The 16,848-nt window shown below is 63.1% G+C and carries 14 protein-coding genes and 1 pseudogene; 10 read left to right on the top strand and 5 right to left on the bottom strand.

From position 1 onward, the window contains the following. Position 1: 1 nt before the first annotated feature. From acnA to CTA01S_RS03885, 5 genes are all read right to left on the bottom strand, one after another. Positions 2-2,734, bottom strand: a complete 2,733-nt coding sequence (acnA, locus tag CTA01S_RS03905) for an aconitate hydratase AcnA (protein ID WP_062192403.1) — start codon at positions 2,732-2,734, stop codon at positions 2-4. A 187-nt stretch (positions 2,735-2,921) separates the two neighbouring features. Then, complete coding sequence (gene acnB, locus CTA01S_RS03900; protein WP_062192400.1) at positions 2,922-5,525, bottom strand: bifunctional aconitate hydratase 2/2-methylisocitrate dehydratase; 2,604 nt, start codon at positions 5,523-5,525, stop codon at positions 2,922-2,924. A 184-nt stretch (positions 5,526-5,709) separates the two neighbouring features. Then, on the bottom strand, positions 5,710-6,192 hold the full coding sequence (locus CTA01S_RS03895; protein ID WP_062192397.1) for a hypothetical protein: 483 nt from the start codon (positions 6,190-6,192) through the stop codon (positions 5,710-5,712). Positions 6,193-6,306: 114 nt separating this feature from the next. After that, entirely contained in the window at positions 6,307-7,371 is a 1,065-nt protein-coding gene (locus CTA01S_RS03890; protein ID WP_062192657.1) for an HpcH/HpaI aldolase/citrate lyase family protein, read from the bottom strand. A gap of 104 nt (positions 7,372-7,475) precedes the next feature. Next, positions 7,476-8,462, bottom strand: a complete 987-nt coding sequence (locus tag CTA01S_RS03885; protein WP_019559241.1) for a malate dehydrogenase — start codon at positions 8,460-8,462, stop codon at positions 7,476-7,478. Between the two features lie 147 nt (positions 8,463-8,609). Between CTA01S_RS03885 and CTA01S_RS03880 the strand changes: the two are divergent. The 10 genes and pseudogenes from CTA01S_RS03880 to leuD all read left to right on the top strand — a co-directional run bounded on the left by CTA01S_RS03880 (position 8,610) and on the right by leuD (position 16,821). Next, a pseudogene (locus tag CTA01S_RS03880) lies at positions 8,610-9,378 on the top strand (GntR family transcriptional regulator). Positions 9,379-9,465: 87 nt separating this feature from the next. Continuing rightward, positions 9,466-9,894 carry a succinate dehydrogenase, cytochrome b556 subunit gene (sdhC, locus tag CTA01S_RS03875; protein WP_062192394.1) on the top strand — a complete coding sequence of 143 codons (429 nt, stop codon included), beginning with the start codon at positions 9,466-9,468 and terminating at the stop codon, positions 9,892-9,894. Between the two features lie 35 nt (positions 9,895-9,929). After that, positions 9,930-10,292, top strand: a complete 363-nt coding sequence (sdhD, locus tag CTA01S_RS03870) for a succinate dehydrogenase, hydrophobic membrane anchor protein (RefSeq protein WP_062192390.1) — start codon at positions 9,930-9,932, stop codon at positions 10,290-10,292. Next, positions 10,293-12,092, top strand: coding sequence for a succinate dehydrogenase flavoprotein subunit (sdhA, locus tag CTA01S_RS03865; protein ID WP_019559245.1), 1,800 nt, complete (start codon positions 10,293-10,295; stop codon positions 12,090-12,092). A gap of 22 nt (positions 12,093-12,114) precedes the next feature. Beyond that, positions 12,115-12,819: a succinate dehydrogenase iron-sulfur subunit gene (locus CTA01S_RS03860; RefSeq protein ID WP_019559246.1), complete on the top strand. Its 705-nt coding sequence runs from the start codon at positions 12,115-12,117 to the stop codon at positions 12,817-12,819. 42 nt (positions 12,820-12,861) lie between these two features. Beyond that, entirely contained in the window at positions 12,862-13,128 is a 267-nt protein-coding gene (locus CTA01S_RS03855) for an FAD assembly factor SdhE (protein ID WP_083932358.1), read from the top strand. Positions 13,129-13,157: 29 nt separating this feature from the next. Next, complete coding sequence (locus tag CTA01S_RS03850) at positions 13,158-14,471, top strand: citrate synthase (protein WP_026329894.1); 1,314 nt, start codon at positions 13,158-13,160, stop codon at positions 14,469-14,471. Between the two features lie 133 nt (positions 14,472-14,604). Further along, complete coding sequence (leuC, locus tag CTA01S_RS03845) at positions 14,605-16,014, top strand: 3-isopropylmalate dehydratase large subunit (protein WP_019559249.1); 1,410 nt, start codon at positions 14,605-14,607, stop codon at positions 16,012-16,014. 14 nt (positions 16,015-16,028) lie between these two features. Further along, positions 16,029-16,166, top strand: coding sequence for an entericidin A/B family lipoprotein (locus tag CTA01S_RS03840; protein WP_019559250.1), 138 nt, complete (start codon positions 16,029-16,031; stop codon positions 16,164-16,166). 4 nt (positions 16,167-16,170) lie between these two features. Next, on the top strand, positions 16,171-16,821 hold the full coding sequence (leuD, locus tag CTA01S_RS03835) for a 3-isopropylmalate dehydratase small subunit (RefSeq protein ID WP_019559251.1): 651 nt from the start codon (positions 16,171-16,173) through the stop codon (positions 16,819-16,821). Positions 16,822-16,848 lie beyond the last annotated feature (27 nt).

Below are 16,848 nucleotides of genomic sequence, written 5' to 3'. Positions count from 1 at the left end.
TTCAGGCTGCCAACAGCTGCCGCAGCACGTAGGGCAGGATCCCACCGTGCTGGTAGTACTCGACTTCGATCGGGGTGTCGATGCGCAGCCGCAGCGTGACCTCCTGGCGGCTGCCGTCGGCGCGTTGGATCACCAAGGTGGCGTCGGCCTGAGGGCGCAGCTCACCGTCGATGACGATGTCGATCAGCTCATCGCCCTTGATCCCCAGGCTTTGCCAGGAATCCGCGCCTTTGAACTGCAGCGGCAGCACCCCCATGCCCACCAGGTTGGAGCGGTGGATGCGCTCGAAGCTGCGGGCGATCACCGCGCGAATGCCCAGCAACTGCGTGCCCTTGGCGGCCCAGTCCCGGCTCGAGCCGGTGCCGTATTCTTCGCCAGCGAAGATCACCGTGGGGGTGCCCTGGGCCAAATACTTCATCGCGGCGTCGTAGATGAACATTTTCTGGCCACCGGGCTGGAACAGCGTGAGGCCGCCTTCTTCGCGCGAGCCATCGGGCAGGGGGGGGATCATGAGGTTCTTGATGCGCACATTGGCGAAGGTGCCGCGCATCATCACCTCGTGATGTCCCCGGCGCGAACCGTAGCTGTTGAAGTCGGCCTTGAGCACGCCTTGCTCCTTTAGCCACTGACCCGCGGGTGAGCTTTCCTTGATCGAGCCGGCCGGTGAAATGTGATCGGTGGTGATCGAGTCGCCGAACAGCGCCATGATGCGAGCGGCCTTGACCCCTGGATCCTTGCTCGGCGGGGTGAGCGTGAAGTCACGGAAAAATGGGGGCTCGGCGATGTAGGTGGACTTGGGCCAGTCGTAGACCTGGCCCGTGGCCCCTTCGATCTGGCTCCACAGCTTGCCGGGCTTGGTTCGTACTTTCTCGTAGTTCTCTTTGAAGGCTTTGCGGTCCATCGCGAACTTCATCAGCGCGTAGATTTCCTCGCTGCTGGGCCAGATGTCGCCGAGGTAGATGTCGCGTCCGCCTTTGCCTTGGCCCACCGGCTGGGTCATCAGATCGCGGGTGACGTTGCCGGCGATCGCGTAGGCCACCACCAACGGCGGCGAAGCCAGGAAGTTGGCCTTAAGGTTGGGGTGGATGCGTGCTTCGAAGTTTCGGTTGCCCGACAGCACGGCCGCGCACACCAGGTCGTTGCGGGTGATGACGTCGTTGATCTCGGGGGCCAGGTCGCCGGCGTTGCCGATGCACGTGGTGCAACCATAGGCGGCCACGTGGAAGCCCAGTTTTTCCAGGTAGGGTAGCAGGCCGGCCTTTTCGAGGTACTCGGTGACGATGCGAGAGCCCGGGGCCAGCGAGGTCTTGATGTGCGGTGCGACTTTCAGCCCGGCTTGCACCGCTTTCTTGGCCAGCAAGCCGGCGGCCAAGAGCACGCCTGGGTTGGAGGTGTTGGTGCAGGAAGTGATGGCGGCGATGAGCACGTCGCCATTGCGGATCTGCAGGCCACTGGCGGTGGTGTAGACCTGACCGAGCTTGTCGGCCGGCTGATTGAAGCCATTGGCCTCGATGGGCTTGCTGAAGAGTTCCGTGAACTTGGCCGACAACTGCCCGATTTCGATGCGGTCTTGTGGGCGCTTGGGGCCGGCCAGGCTGGGAGCGACCGTGCCCAGATCGAGCCGAACCACTTTGGAGTACTCGATGGGCCCGCCGTCGAAGTCCGGGGTGCCTGGGATGCCAAACAGCTTTTGGGCCCGGAAGTAGGCCTCGAAGGCTTCGATCTGCGCCTTGGTGCGGCCGGTGCCGCGGAAGTACTCGATCGTTTTGTCGTCGACCGGGAAGAAGCCCATGGTGGCGCCGTATTCCGGCGCCATGTTCGCAATGGTGGCACGGTCGGGCACCGACAGGCTGCGCGTGCCTTCGCCGAAAAACTCGACGAACTTGCCCACCACTTTTTCTCGGCGCAAGATTTCGGTGACCGTGAGCACCAGGTCGGTGGCCGTCACACCTTCGCGCAAGCGGCCGGTCAGCTCGAAGCCGACCACATCGGGCGTGAGGAAGTACACCGGCTGGCCCAGCATGCCGGCTTCGGCCTCGATGCCGCCCACGCCCCAACCCACCACGCCGATGCCATTGATCATCGTCGTGTGGCTGTCGGTGCCCACCAACGTGTCGGGGTAGTACACCCCCTGGGCCGTCTTGTGCACGCCGCGAGCCAGATACTCCAGGTTCACCTGGTGCACGATCCCGAAGCCCGGCGGCACCACGCCGAAGGTGTCAAAGGCTTGCATGCCCCATTTCATGAACTGGTAGCGCTCCCGATTGCGCTGAAATTCCAGCTTCATGTTCAGGTCCAGGGCCTGCTTGTTGCCGTAGTGGTCGATCATGACCGAATGGTCGACGACCAGATCCACCGGCACCAATGGCTCGATGGTCTTGGGGTTGCGTCCCATTTTTGCCGCCACCGAGCGCATCGCGGCCAGATCGGCCAGCAGGGGCACGCCGGTGAAGTCTTGCAGCACCACGCGGGCCACGACGAAGGGGATCTCGTCGACCCGCTCGCCGTTGGGGGCCCACTGGGCCAATTGCTCCACGTGCTCGGGCGTGACCTTCTTGCCGTCGCAGTTGCGCAGCACCGACTCCAGCACGATGCGTAGCGACACCGGCAGCCGGTTGACGTTGGGGAACTGTCGGGCCAACTCGGGCAATGAGAAGTACTGACCGGACTTGCCAGAAGCCGTCTTGAAGGACTTCAGGGTCTTGGCAAAAGCATGAGCAGCGGCTTGGGTCATGAATGACTCCGTGAGGCGAGAGGTTGGTCGTTGTAGCAGCGCGGCAACGCGACACCATTGTGGCCGCACATCATGACGTTAGGGCGCACGGGGGCTTGTGGTCAAGCCTCACCGAGCAAGGCTTGCCATCGAGGACAAAAAAACGGCCCCACTGGGGCCGTTTCGGGTGACGGGTGGGTGCTGCGCCTCAGACCGTGACCTCTTTGGCCGTCTGGGCGTACTCCTCGATCTGGTCGAAGTTCATGTAGCGATACACGCTGGCAGCATCTTGGTTGATGATGCCCATCTCCGCGTGGTATTCGGCCACCGTCGGGATGCGTCCCAGCTTGGCGCAGATCGCCGCGAGCTCGGCCGAGCCCAGGAACACATTGGTGTTCTTGCCCAGGCGGTTGGGGAAGTTGCGCGTCGAGGTGGACATGACCGTGGCGCCTTCGCGCACCTGGGCCTGGTTGCCCATGCACAGCGAACAGCCGGGCATCTCGGTGCGTGCACCGGCGGCGCCGAAGGCCGCATAGTGCCCTTCCTTGATCAACTCGTTTTGATCCATCTTGGTGGGCGGGGCCACCCACAGCTTGACCGGAATGTCGCGCTGGCCACCCAGCAGCTTGGCCGCGGCGCGGAAGTGTCCGATGTTGGTCATGCACGAGCCGATGAAGGCCTCATCGATCTTGGTGCCGGCCACCTCGGAGAGGAACTTGGCATCGTCCGGGTCGTTGGGGCAGCAGACGATGGGCTCCTTGATCTCGTTGAGATCGATTTCGATGACGGCGGCATATTCGGCGTCAGGGTCGGCCTCCAGCAGTTCGGGCTTGGCCAGCCAGGCCTCGACGGCCTTGATGCGGCGCTCCAGGGTGCGGCGGTCCTGGTAGCCGTCGGCGATCATGTTCTTCATCAACACGATGTTCGACTGCAGGTACTCGATGATGGGCTCTTTGTTGAGCTTGATCGTGCAGCCGGCGGCCGAACGCTCGGCCGAGGCGTCCGACAGCTCGAAGGACTGCTCCACCTTGAGATCGGGCAGCCCCTCGATCTCGAGGATGCGGCCGGAGAAGATGTTCTTCTTGCCTTTCTTCTCCACCGTCAGCAGCCCCTGCTTGATGGCGTACAGCGGGATCGCATGCACCAGGTCGCGCAAGGTGACACCGGGCTGCATCTGGCCCTTGAAGCGCACCAGCACCGATTCAGGCATGTCCAGCGGCATCACGCCAGTGGCCGCGGCGAAGGCCACCAGGCCAGAGCCCGCTGGGAAAGAGATGCCGATGGGGAAGCGGGTGTGCGAGTCCCCCCCCGTGCCCACGGTGTCGGGCAGCAACAGACGGTTGAGCCAGGAGTGGATCACCCCATCGCCCGGCCGCAGCGAGACGCCGCCACGGGTGCTGATGAAGGCCGGCAGCTCGCGGTGCATCTTCACATCCACCGCCTTGGGGTAGGCGGCGGTGTGGCAGAACGACTGCATCACGAGGTCGGCCGAAAAGCCCAGGCAGGCCAGGTCTTTCAGTTCATCACGCGTCATGGGGCCAGTGGTGTCTTGGCTGCCCACGGTGGTCATCTTGGGTTCGCAGTAGGTGCCCGGGCGGATGCCTTGCTGTTTGCCATTGACCACCGGCAGGCCGCAGGCACGCCCGACGATCTTCTGCGCCAGCGTGTAGCCCTTGCCGGTGTCTGCGGGCGCCTTGGGCAGACGGAACAGCGTGGACGCCGGCAGCCCCAGGAATTCGCGCGCCTTGCCCGTCAGCGAGCGGCCGATGATCAGGTTGATGCGACCGCCGGCGCGCACTTCATCGAGCAGCACCTCGCTCTTGAGCTGGAAGGTGGCGACGACCTTGCCGTCCTTCTCGATCTTGCCCTCGTAGGGATAGATGTCGATCACATCGCCCATCTCCAGGTTGGAGACGTCCACTTCGATGGGCAGCGCGCCGGAATCTTCCTGCGTGTTGAAGAAGATCGGAGCGATCTTGCCACCCAGGGTCACGCCGCCGAAGCGCTTGTTGGGCACATAGGGGATGTCCTCGCCGGTGTGCCAAATCACGCTGTTGGTGGCCGATTTGCGGCTCGAACCCGTTCCCACCACGTCGCCGACATAGGCGACCAAGTGGCCTTTCTTCTTCAGCTCCTCGATGAAACGGATGGGGCCACGCTTGCCGTCTTCCTCCGGCTCGAACGCGGCATCGGGCCGGCGGTTTTTCAGCATCGCCAACGCGTGCAGCGGGATGTCCGGGCGGCTCCAGGCATCGGGCGCGGGCGACAGGTCGTCGGTGTTGGTTTCACCGGGCACCTTGAACACGGTGACCGTGATCTTGCGCGGCACTTCAGGGCGGCTGGTGAACCATTCCGCATCGGCCCACGACTGAATGACTTCACGGGCCTTGGCATTGCCGGCGCGCGCCTTCTCGGCCACGTCGTGGAAGGCGTCGAACATCAGCAGCGTCTTTTTCAGACCGTCGGCGGCCACGCTGGCCACCTCGGGGTCGTCGAGCAAGTCGATCAGGGGTTTGACGTTGTAGCCGCCCACCATCGTGCCCAGCAGTTCGGTGGCTTTGGCACGGCTGATCAGGCCCACCGAGAGGTCGCCGTGCGCCACGGCAGCCAAGAAGCTGGCCTTGACCTTGGCGGCATCGTCCACGCCGGGCGGCACGCGGTGCGTCAGCAGCTCCAGCAAGAAGTCCTCCTCGCCGGCTGGCGGTGCCTTGATCAGCTCGATCAGTTCAGCGGTCTGCTGGGCCGACAAGGGCAAGGGCGGGATGCCAAGCGCAGCGCGCTCGGCGACGTGGTCGCGGTAGTTTTTCAGCATGGGCACTCCGGAGGGATCGGGCGGTCCGACGGGGCCGCCCGGCTCTCGTATTTTATGTCTTATATAAGACTTGCGCCAGCAAACGGCCGGCGAACGGGCAGGGATCGATCCCGCGCCCGAGTGTCGGAGTGAGTGCTGTTGCCGATGAGCTGCGCGGGCGACTGCGCGGAGCCGCGCCGCACGTTCAGTTGGCGGCGATGCCGATGCTTTCTCGCTGGTGGGTGGCCATCGCCTCACGATGCTTCGGGTGCACGCAGTTGTCGGCCACGCGATAGCCCAGCGCGGTGTTCATCAGCATGGACTTGTCGGTGATCTGCAGATACAGCGCTTGGCCACGGACGTCTTCCATGCGCAGCGCACCGGTGGACGAGAGCACGGGCTTGACGACCCAGGTCTTGCTGGCCAAGGTGACAGTGAAATACCCGGCGTGGTCGGGATGTGGCGTCACGGTGACATGTTGGCCAAACTCGCAGTCGCTGCGGCCCACGTAGACACGGGCTGCGGCCTCGAGTTGTTCCGGCGTGGCCGGGGCCAGCGACAGGGCCGCGGCGCTGGGGGCCGCTTTGGTGCTCTTCTTGACGGAGGCCGACGACTGGGCCATCGTCACCCCACAGACGGCCAGGGCCAGCGCCCCGCCCAGACAGAACGCGATGCGTCGGACATTCATGAATCTCTCCTTCTCCGAGATGCAGCAACCTCGATTGTGGAGAGGTGCATTTGGTAACACAGAGAATTTATGGGGCTGGCACCCCGCAATGTGCGAATTTTTGCCGTTTCCGCCTCAGTCTGAGGCGGGGCCGGTCGCGTCCTCGGTAGAAACCCCGAAGAAGGCCTTTCGGATGCCGTCGGGCAGCGGACGGCCGGTACGTTCGGCACGTTCCAGCACGTACCAGTAATAGCGGTAGCTGGCCCGGTCGTGCAAGGTGTCCACGCCGCGCGTGCGATGTCGGATCGGTCCCCATTGGGCGGCCTGTGCCGCCAGCAGAATCTCGCCAGCTTCTTCGATCTCGCTCGCGTCGGGGGCGAATGCCTCCACGATGGGCAGGATCTGGTCCGGATGAATGCTCCACATGCGCGTGTAGCCCAACTGCTTGGCCGCGCGGTGTGCGGCTTGGCCAAGCGCTTGGCGGTCGCGGAATTCGGTGACCACGCAATGCGAGGGGACCTTGGCATGGCGGTGACAGGCGGCTGCGATTTCCAGCTTGGCGCGCAGCACCAGCGGATGGGAGAACTGGCCCGTGGCGCTCATGCCGGTGGCGCTGATGGCTCCACGGTGAGCCGAGACGAAGTCCATCAGGCCGAACGAGAGCGACTCCACCCGAGGGTGGGCCGCGATGCGATCGACCTCGTGCAAGGCGCCGTGGGTCTCGATCAGCACATGAATTGGAATCCGACACGACAGGCCGCGGCTGCGGGCGATCGCATCGATGCGTTCGATGGCCTGCGCCACGTCACGGGCGTCGCGTGGCTTGGGCAGCATCAAATATGCCAAGCGTGCACCGCAGCGTGACAGCAACAGGTCCACCTCGGCCTCGAAGGCCGGGTGGTCGCCTGGGTGGACCCGGGCGCCCACTCGGCCCCAGCGGTTGGCCGGGCTGTTGACCAGCTCGGCCATGAGCGCGACATGTTCCAACTCGCCGCCCACCGGGGCGCCGTCTTCGGCATCCAATGTCACATCGAAGAGGGCCCGGCCATGGGCCTCGCCCAGCTCGGCCTGCAGCGCCAGGCTCTTGCGCATGCGGGCTTCCACGCCAGCGTAGTGGTCGCACACCGGCAGCTCCGGGGCAAGGTCACCCGCGTCCAGCAGGGCCTGACGGGGGTGCAGGGCAGGGGCGGCAGAGGTCATCATGGGCTCCGCGAGAGGGACAAGGCAAGCAAACGAAAGGGCCGGCACCTGCTGGCGCCGGCCCTCGATGTCAGAGCGCGACCAAGACGGGCGCCCGTTGGAGCTTACAGCAGGTGCTTGACGCCGTCGGCCTCGGCCAGCAGCTCGGCCAAGGTCTTGTCGATGCACTCCTTCGAGAAGGCATCGATTTCCAAGCCCTCGACGATCTTGTAGTCCCCACCCTCGCAGGTCACCGGGAAGCCGAACACCACATCCTTCGGGATGCCGTACTCGCCGTTGGAGGGCACGCCCATCGTGACCCACTCGCCATTCGTGCCCAGGGCCCAATCGCGCATGTGGTCGATGGCGGCGTTGGCAGCGGAGGCCGCCGACGACAGGCCACGTGCTTCGATGATGGCCGCGCCGCGCTTGCCCACGGTGGGCAGAAACACCTCCTTGTTCCAAACCGGGTCGTTGATCATGTCCTTCACCGAGGCGCCGTCGATCGTCGCAAAGCGGTAGTCGGCGTACATCGTGGGCGAGTGATTGCCCCACACGCACAGTTTCTTGATCGAGGCCACGGGTTTCCCGGTCTTGGCCGCGATCTGGCTGAGCGCGCGGTTGTGATCCAGGCGCAGCATCGCGGTGAAATTGCGACGCGGCAGGTCGGGGGCCGACTTCATGGCGATGTAAGCATTGGTGTTGGCCGGGTTGCCCACCACCAGGACCTTGACGTTGCGCGAAGCCGACTCGTTCAAGGCCTTGCCTTGCGCCGTGAAGATCTGGGCGTTGGCCGCCAGCAAGTCGGCGCGCTCCATGCCGGGGCCGCGCGGACGCGCGCCCACCAGCAAGGCATAGTCGGTGTCTTTGAAGGCCGCCTTGGCATCGCTGTGGGCTTCCATGCCAGCCAGCAGCGGGAAGGCGCAGTCCTCCAGCTCCATCATCACGCCCTTGAGCGCCTTCTGGGCTTTCTCGTCAGGGATTTCCAGCAGCTGCAGGATGACCGGCTGGTCCTTGCCGAGCATCTCGCCGGAGGCGATGCGGAACAGCAGCGCGTAGCCGATCTGGCCGGCGGCGCCGGTGACGGCGACGCGAACGGGTTTCTTGCTCATGGTTGGCTCCAAGGGGGAAGGGAGGGTTGTGACCGGCCTGAAGTTTAGGCCAAAGTGGGGCGGGAAACCACGAGGTTTGTCATCTTATGTCTTATATAAGACATCTGTCTCTAGACTTCGTGCAGGCGATGTGTTGCAATCCCGTCCATGGCACAGCAGCCCCCTCCGAGCGCGATCGATCCCTCCTCGCCCGATGCGGCGGGGCCGGCCTTCAGTCCGCTCTATCAGCAGATCAAGGTGCTGATCACGCGCAGCCTGCAGGGCGGGGAGTGGCGTCCGGGGGAAGCGATTCCCAGTGAAGTCGAGCTGGCGGCGCGGTATCGCGTCAGCCAAGGCACGGTGCGCAAGGCCATCGACGAGCTGGCGGCCGAGAACCTGCTGGTGCGACGCCAAGGCAAGGGCACCTTCGTGGCCACCCATGCCGAGGAGCGTGTGCAGTATCGCTTCTTGCGCCTGACCCCCGATGAGCCAGGCGGCACGCCGTTCGAGCGTCGCGTGATCGATTGCCGCCGTCTTCGCGCCCCGGCCGAGGTGGCGCGCGCTGGATCTCAAGTCTGGGGATACGGCAGTGCAAATCCGTCGTCTGCTCAGCGCCAAGGGGGTGCCGGTGGTGCTCGACGACATCTGGCTCAACGGGCAGCTCTTCAAGGGGCTGACGGCCGAGCGGCTGGGGGAGTACCGAGGGCCGATGTACGCATTGTTCGAAACGGAATTCGGCGTGCGCATGATTCGTGCCGAAGAAAAACTGCGTGCGGTGGCTGCCGACGAATCCTGTGCCGGGTTGTTGCAGGTCGAGCGCGGTTATCCCTTGCTCAGCGTCGAGCGGCTGTCCTTCACTTATGGTGATCGTCCCGTGGAGTTCCGTCGCGGGCTGTACAACACCGCCGCCCACTATTACCGCAACGAGTTGCAATGACCGTGCGCTGCTCGCAACGAAGGCCCTCGGTGGCTGTTGCGTTGCAATAAAATCGAAAGGTTTCACATCTGTTACACAAGGTTGGGTATGCCTGAGATCGCCAAAGAAAGACCGGTCTACCGAAACATCCATGTCACGGAGATCATCAAGTACCGGCTACCGGCGGCCGGCATCGTGTCGATCTTGCATCGCATCAGCGGCGCGTTGATGTTCTTGTTGATGCCGCTGGTCATCTGGATGTTCGACAACAGCGTGAGCTCGCAGGTCTCCTTCGATCGCTTTGCCAGCGCATTTCATGTGGGCTTGGGCTTCGTTCCGGGGTGGCTGCTCAAGTTGGTCGTGCTGGCGTTGATCTGGGCTTATTTGCACCATTTCATCGCCGGCCTTCGCCACCTTTGGATGGACGTCTATCACACGGTCTCCAAAGAGCAGGGTCGCCATTCCGCGATCTTCACCTTGGCCTCCAGCCTGCTGCTGACGGTGCTGCTGGGCGCCAAGCTCTTCGGGTTGTACTGAGGGGCCTCACAGAACAACAGAAACGGAATCCCGCGATGAGCAAAAACTACGGATCCAAGCGCCTGGTGGTTGGGGCGCATTACGGCTTTCGCGACTGGCTGGCCCAGCGCGTCACGGCGGCGCTGATGGCGCTGTTCACTCTCGTGCTGCTCGTGCAGGTCTTGATGCCCGGTGAACTGGGCTATGACCGTTGGGCTGGCATTTTTTCGAGCCAGTGGATGAAGGTGCTGACCTTCACCGTGATCATCGCTTTGCTCTACCACGCCTGGGTGGGCATGCGCGACATCTGGATGGACTACATCAAGCCCGTGGGCATCAAGCTCGTGCTGCAGGTGTTCACGATCGTGTGGTTGGTCGGCTGCGCCGGCTGGGCGATCCAGGTGTTGTGGAGGCTGTAAATGCAAATCGGAACTTCTCTGCCCAAGCGCAAGTTTGACGTCGTCATCGTCGGAGCCGGTGGCTCCGGGATGCGCGCATCCCTGCAGCTGGCTCTGGCCGGCCTGAACGTGGCCGTTTTGTCCAAGGTCTTCCCCACGCGTTCCCACACCGTGGCCGCGCAGGGCGGCATCGGCGCCTCGCTGGGCAATATGTCCGAAGACAACTGGCATTTCCACTTTTACGACACTGTCAAAGGGTCGGACTGGTTGGGCGATCAAGATGCCATCGAGTTCATGTGCCGCGAGGCGCCCAAGGTCGTCTACGAGCTCGAGCATTTCGGCATGCCCTTCGACCGCAACCCAGACGGCACGATTTACCAGCGGCCCTTCGGGGGGCATACCGCCAACTATGGCGAAAAGCCAGTGCAGCGTGCCTGCGCCGCCGCCGACCGGACCGGCCATGCCATGCTGCACACGCTCTACCAGCAAAACGTCAAGGCTCGCACGCAGTTCTTCGTCGAGTGGATGGCGCTGGACCTGATCCGCGATGCCGACGGCGATGTCGTCGGGGTCACCGCCTTGGAGATGGAAACCGGTGAGGTGTACATCCTCGAGGCCAAAACGGTGCTGCTGGCCACCGGCGGTGCTGGGCGCATCTATGCAGCCTCGACGAATGCCTTCATCAACACCGGTGATGGTTTGGGCATGGCTGCACGCGCTGGCATTCCGCTGGAAGACATGGAGTTCTGGCAGTTCCATCCCACCGGTGTGGCTGGCGCGGGCGTGTTGCTGACCGAGGGCTGCCGTGGAGAAGGGGCGATCCTGCGCAACTGCAATGGCGAGCGCTTCATGGAGCGCTACGCGCCCACGCTGAAGGATCTCGCTCCGCGGGACTTCGTCTCGCGCTGCATGGACCAGGAAATCAAGGAAGGGCGCGGCTGCGGCCCCAACAAGGACTATGTGGTTCTCGACATGACCCACCTGGGCGCCGAGACCATCATGAAGCGCTTGCCCTCGGTCTACGAAATCGGCCTCAACTTTGCCAACGTCGACATCACCAAAGAACCGATCCCGGTGGTGCCGACCATCCACTACCAGATGGGCGGGATTCCGACCAACATCCACGGGCAAGTGGTCGTGCCCAAGAATGGCAATCCCAATACCGTCGTGCCGGGCTTGTATGCGGTGGGCGAATGCTCCTGCGTGAGCGTGCATGGTGCCAACCGTCTGGGCACCAACTCCTTGCTCGACCTGCTGGTTTTCGGGCGTGCGGCCGGCAACCACATCGTCGAGACCCTCAAGAAAGAGCCCAAAGCCCACAAGCCTTTGCCCAAGGACGCGGCGGACCGTTCCTTGGCGCGTTTGGCGCGTCTGGAGGCCAGCACCTCGGGCGAGTATGCGCAAGACGTGGCCAACGACATTCGCAAAACCATGCAGCAGCATGCCGGCGTGTTCCGCACGCAAGCCAGCATGGATGAAGGGGTGCGCAAGATCGCCCAGATCGCCGAGCGCGTCAAAGCGATCGTTCTGAAGGACAAATCCAAAGTCTTCAATACGGCCCGCATCGAGGCGTTGGAGGTCGAGAACCTGATCGAGGCGGCTCAAGCCACGATGGTGTCGGCGGCTGCTCGCAAGGAAAGCCGTGGCGCCCACACGGTGAACGATTACGGCGACTCGCCCGAGTTCCCGAACGGTCGCAACGACCGTGACTGGTTGAAGCACACCCTGTGGTACAGCGAGGGCAATCGCCTGGAGTACAAGCCGGTCAACCTCAAGCCGCTGACCGTCGATTCCATCGAGCCCAAGGTCCGTTCCTTCTGAAGTCTGCGCCCGGAGTACTTTCATGACCCTGCGAACCTTCAAGATCTATCGCTACGATCCGGACAAGGACGCCAAGCCCTACATGCAGACCCTGCAAGTAGAGCTGGATGGCTCCGAGCGCATGCTGCTGGATGCCCTCGTCAAGCTCAAGGCCGTCGATCCGTCGCTGTCCTTCCGCCGCTCTTGCCGTGAAGGCGTTTGCGGTTCGGATGCGATGAACATCAACGGTAAAAACGGCCTGGCCTGTCTGACGAACATGCGCACGCTGCCCGAGGTGGTGGTGCTCAAGCCGCTGCCGGGTCTGCCGGTGGTGCGTGATCTGATCGTCGACATGACGCAGTTCTTCAAGCAGTACCACTCGATCAAGCCCTACCTCGTCAACGACACGCCGCCGCCCGAAAAGGAGCGTCTGCAATCGCCCGAAGAGCGAGACGAGCTCAATGGCTTGTATGAATGCATTCTGTGCGCGAGCTGCTCCACGAGCTGTCCGAGCTTCTGGTGGAACCCGGACAAGTTCGTCGGCCCCGCGGGCTTGTTGCAGGCTTACCGGTTCATTGCCGACAGCCGCGACCAGGCCACGAACGAGCGGCTCGACAATCTGGAAGACCCGTACCGCCTGTTCCGCTGCCACACCATCATGAATTGCGTGGATGTGTGCCCCAAGGGCCTGAACCCCACGAAGGCCATCGGGAAGATCAAGGAGCTGATGGTGCGCCGCGCCGTCTGAGGCGCTTGTGCCTGTCGTGATAAGGTTCCTGCAAGACGCATGATGGACACTGCACTCGACGAACACTCGCGAAGCAAGCTGCGCTGGCGCTGCCGCCGTGGCTTGCTCGAGAACGACTTGTTCATCGAGCGCTTCTTCGAACGCCACGGGTCGACGATCACGGTTCGCCAGGCCGAAGGGCTGCAGGCTCTGATGGATTTGGCTGACAACGACCTGCTGGACCTGCTGCTGGCCCGCAAGGAGCCGCAGGGTGAGCTCGACCGCGCCGAAGTGCGCGAGGTGCTGGCCTTGCTGCGACAGCGCGGATGACGTTTTTTGGATAGCCTCAAGGAAGAGCCATGACACCGTCTGATGTGAAAGCCACCCTGTCGTTTTCGGACGGCAGCCCGTCAATTGAGCTTCCCATCTACAAGGGAACGATCGGCCCGGATGTGATCGACATTCGCAAGCTGTATGCACAGACGGGCAAGTTCACCTACGATCCGGGCTTCCTGTCCACCGCTTCGTGCAATTCGTCGATCACCTACATCGACGGTGACAAGGGTGAGCTGCTCTATCGTGGCTATCCGATCGAGCAACTGGCCGAGCACTGCGATTTTCTGGAGACCTGCTATCTGCTGTTGTATGGGGAGCTGCCCAACGCTGCCCAGAAGAAGGAGTTCGATGCGCGTGTGACCCATCACACGATGGTCAACGAGCAAATGCAGTTCTTCTTGCGCGGCTTCCGGCGAGATGCCCACCCGATGGCCGTGCTGACCGGGCTGGTCGGTGGCATGTCGGCCTTCTATCACGACAGCACCGACATCAACAACCCGCAGCACCGCGAGATCTCGGCGATCCGGCTGATCGCCAAGATGCCGACCCTGGTGGCCATGGCCTACAAGTACTCGGTCGGCCAGCCCTACATCTACCCGAAGAACTCGTTGTCGTACACCGCGAACTTCCTGCGCATGATGTTCGCCACACCGTGCGAGGAGTACGAGCCCAACGACGTGTTGGTGCGGGCGCTGGACCGCATCTTCATCCTGCACGCTGACCACGAGCAAAACGCGTCCACCTCCACGGTGCGTCTGTGCGGCTCCTCCGGCACCAATCCATTTGCGGCCATCGCCGCCGGTGTGGCCTGTTTGTGGGGCCCCGCGCATGGTGGGGCCAACGAGGCCTGCCTGAACATGCTGGAGGAAATCCAGCGCATGGGGGGCGTGGCCAAGATCGGCGAGTTCATTGCCAAGGTCAAGGACAAGAACTCCGGCGTGCGCCTGATGGGCTTCGGGCATCGGGTCTACAAGAACTACGATCCGCGCGCCAAGTTGATGCGCGAAACCTGCCACGAGGTGCTGGGCGAGCTCGGCCTGGGCAACGACCCGTTGTTCAAGCTTGCGATGGAACTCGAGAAGATCGCGTTGGAAGACGAGTACTTCGTGGCTCGCAAGCTGTACCCGAATGTCGATTTTTACTCGGGGATCGTTCAGCGCGCCATCGGCATTCCGGTGAGCCTGTTCACGGCCATCTTCGCCTTGGCGCGCACGGTGGGCTGGATTGCCCAGCTCAACGAGATGATCGGCGACCCGGAGTACAAGATCGGCCGTCCACGTCAGCTGTTCGTCGGCTCGCCCAAGCGCGACGTCAAACCCCTAGCCCAGCGGGGCTGAGCGCGGGGCTGGGCCGCCCCGGGCCATTCGAGGCCAACCCCTTTTCCGACCCCGGCCCCGAGCCGGGGTTTTTGTTTATTCAAAGCTTAAAATCACAGGTCCCCCACCCACGAGGCTGCACCGAGAGCTTGCTATGGGCCGCACGCTGTACGACAAGATTTGGGACGAGCATGTCGTCCACACCGAGGAAGATGGCACGGCCATCCTCTACATCGACCGACATCTGCTGCACGAGGTGACCAGCCCACAAGCCTTCGAGGGGCTGGAGGTGGCTGGTCGCAAAGTCTGGCGTCTGTCGGCCAATCTGGCCGTCAGTGATCACAACGTGCCCACGACCGATCGCAGTCAAGGCATTGCCGACCCCGTGTCGCGCCTGCAGGTCGAAACACTGGACCGCAACTGCGACCGTTTCGGCATCACCCAGTTCAAGATGAACGACAAGCGCCAGGGCATCGTTCACGTGATCGGCCCCGAGCAGGGCGCCACGCTGCCGGGCATGACGGTGGTCTGCGGTGATTCCCACACCTCCACCCATGGCGCTTTCGGTGCCTTGGCCCACGGCATTGGCACCAGTGAGGTCGAGCATGTGCTGGCCACCCAGACACTGCTGGCCAAGAAGGCCAAGAACATGCTCGTCAAGGTGGAGGGGGTATTGCCCAAGGGCTGCAGCGCCAAGGATATCGTGCTGGCCATCATTGGCCGTATCGGCACGGCAGGCGGCACTGGCTACACCATCGAATTTGCCGGCAGCGCCATTCGTGCGCTCAGCATGGAAGGCCGCATGACGGTGTGCAACATGGCCATCGAAGCCGGCGCGCGCGCCGGCTTGGTGGCCGTGGACGACACCACGATCCAATACATCAAGGGCCGCCCCTTCGCGCCCAGCGGCGTGGCCTGGGACCAGGCTGTGGCCTATTGGCGTACGCTGTACTCCGACCCCGATGCGCACTGGGATGCCGTGGTCGAGCTCGATGCCAGCCAGATCCGCCCACAAGTCACCTGGGGTACTTCGCCCGAGATGGTGGTGTCCATCGACGAGCGGGTGCCAGACCCCGAGCGCGAGAAAGACCCCGTCAAGCGCAGTGCCATGGAGCGGGCCTTGCAATACATGGCCCTGGAGCCGAACAAGCCCATCCAAGACATTCGCATCGACAAAGTGTTCATTGGCTCGTGCACCAACTCGCGCATCGAAGACCTGCGTGAGGCGGCCGCTGTCGTGCGTCGCTTGGGGAGCAAGGTCGCCGCGAACGTGAAGCTGGCCATGGTGGTTCCTGGCTCCGGCCTGGTCAAAGAGCAGGCCGAGCGAGAAGGCTTGGACCAAGTCTTCAAAGCGGCTGGTTTCGAATGGCGCGAGCCCGGCTGTTCGATGTGTTTGGCGATGAATGCGGATCGTTTGGAGCCGGGTGAACGCTGTGCGTCCACCTCCAACCGCAATTTCGAAGGGCGGCAGGGTGCGGGTGGGCGCACCCATCTGGTCAGTCCGGCGATGGCCGCGGCAGCAGCCATCGAGGGGCATTTCGTCGACGTGCGTCGCATTGCGTGAGGAGGACCGCATCCATGAAACGTCTGTGGATCGTGCTGATGTTGACGGCCTTCGGGGTGGCTGTGGCCGGTTGCAACACCATCGAAGGGCTGGGCAAGGATGTCCAGAAAGTCGGCGAAAAGATGGAAGAAGCGGCCAGCCGCAAGAAGTAACCCCATGAAGCCCTTTACCGTTCACAAAGGCCTGGTGGCGCCCATCGATCGAGAGAACGTCGATACCGATGCCATCATTCCCAAGCAGTTTCTGAAGTCGATCAAGCGCACCGGCTTTGGTCCGAATTTGTTCGACGAGTGGCGTTATCTCGATCGTGGCGAGCCGGGGCAGGATCCCGCCACCCGCAAGCCCAACCCTGAGTTCGTGCTGAACCAAGCGCGTTACCAAGGGGCCTCGGTGTTGCTGGCGCGCAAGAATTTCGGTTGTGGCTCCAGTCGCGAGCATGCCCCATGGGCGATCGAGCAATACGGTTTCCGTGCCTTGATCGCGCCGAGCTTTGCCGACATCTTCTTCAACAATTGCTTCAAGAACGGGTTGCTGCCCATCGTGCTGCCCGAGCACGAAGTCGCCCGTCTGTTCGACGAGGTGTATGCCTTCGTGGGCTATGAGCTCACCGTCGATCTGCCAAGACAGGTGGTGGTCAAACCCGACGGCACGGAATTGGCCTTCGAGGTGCAACCCTTCCGCAAGTATTGCCTGCTCAATGGCTTGGACGACATCGGCCTGACCTTGCGTCATGCCGACAAGATCAAGGCTTTTGAAGCCGAGCGTTTGGCACGCATGCCTTGGCTGGACCAGCGATTGGTCGGCTGAGACGGACCAGGAATTTCAATCACACGC

Source organism: Caldimonas taiwanensis NBRC 104434, from assembly GCF_001592165.1.
GTDB lineage: Bacteria > Pseudomonadota > Gammaproteobacteria > Burkholderiales > Burkholderiaceae_C > Caldimonas > Caldimonas manganoxidans.
The sequence above is the reverse complement of the archived record's forward strand: the minus strand, read 5'-3'. Positions and strand labels throughout refer to the sequence as shown.

Coding starts and splice junctions, on each gene's coding strand:
- acnA (WP_062192403.1), bottom strand. CDS start 2,734: ATGACCCAAGCCGCTGCTCATGCTTTTGCCAAGACCCTGAAGTCCTTC.
- acnB (WP_062192400.1), bottom strand. CDS start 5,525: ATGCTGAAAAACTACCGCGACCACGTCGCCGAGCGCGCTGCGCTTGGC.
- CTA01S_RS03895 (WP_062192397.1), bottom strand. CDS start 6,192: ATGAATGTCCGACGCATCGCGTTCTGTCTGGGCGGGGCGCTGGCCCTG.
- CTA01S_RS03890 (WP_062192657.1), bottom strand. CDS start 7,371: ATGACCTCTGCCGCCCCTGCCCTGCACCCCCGTCAGGCCCTGCTGGAC.
- CTA01S_RS03885 (WP_019559241.1), bottom strand. CDS start 8,462: ATGAGCAAGAAACCCGTTCGCGTCGCCGTCACCGGCGCCGCCGGCCAG.
- sdhC (WP_062192394.1), top strand. CDS start 9,466: ATGCCTGAGATCGCCAAAGAAAGACCGGTCTACCGAAACATCCATGTC.
- sdhD (WP_062192390.1), top strand. CDS start 9,930: ATGAGCAAAAACTACGGATCCAAGCGCCTGGTGGTTGGGGCGCATTAC.
- sdhA (WP_019559245.1), top strand. CDS start 10,293: ATGCAAATCGGAACTTCTCTGCCCAAGCGCAAGTTTGACGTCGTCATC.
- CTA01S_RS03860 (WP_019559246.1), top strand. CDS start 12,115: ATGACCCTGCGAACCTTCAAGATCTATCGCTACGATCCGGACAAGGAC.
- CTA01S_RS03855 (WP_083932358.1), top strand. CDS start 12,862: ATGGACACTGCACTCGACGAACACTCGCGAAGCAAGCTGCGCTGGCGC.
- CTA01S_RS03850 (WP_026329894.1), top strand. CDS start 13,158: ATGACACCGTCTGATGTGAAAGCCACCCTGTCGTTTTCGGACGGCAGC.
- leuC (WP_019559249.1), top strand. CDS start 14,605: ATGGGCCGCACGCTGTACGACAAGATTTGGGACGAGCATGTCGTCCAC.
- CTA01S_RS03840 (WP_019559250.1), top strand. CDS start 16,029: ATGAAACGTCTGTGGATCGTGCTGATGTTGACGGCCTTCGGGGTGGCT.
- leuD (WP_019559251.1), top strand. CDS start 16,171: ATGAAGCCCTTTACCGTTCACAAAGGCCTGGTGGCGCCCATCGATCGA.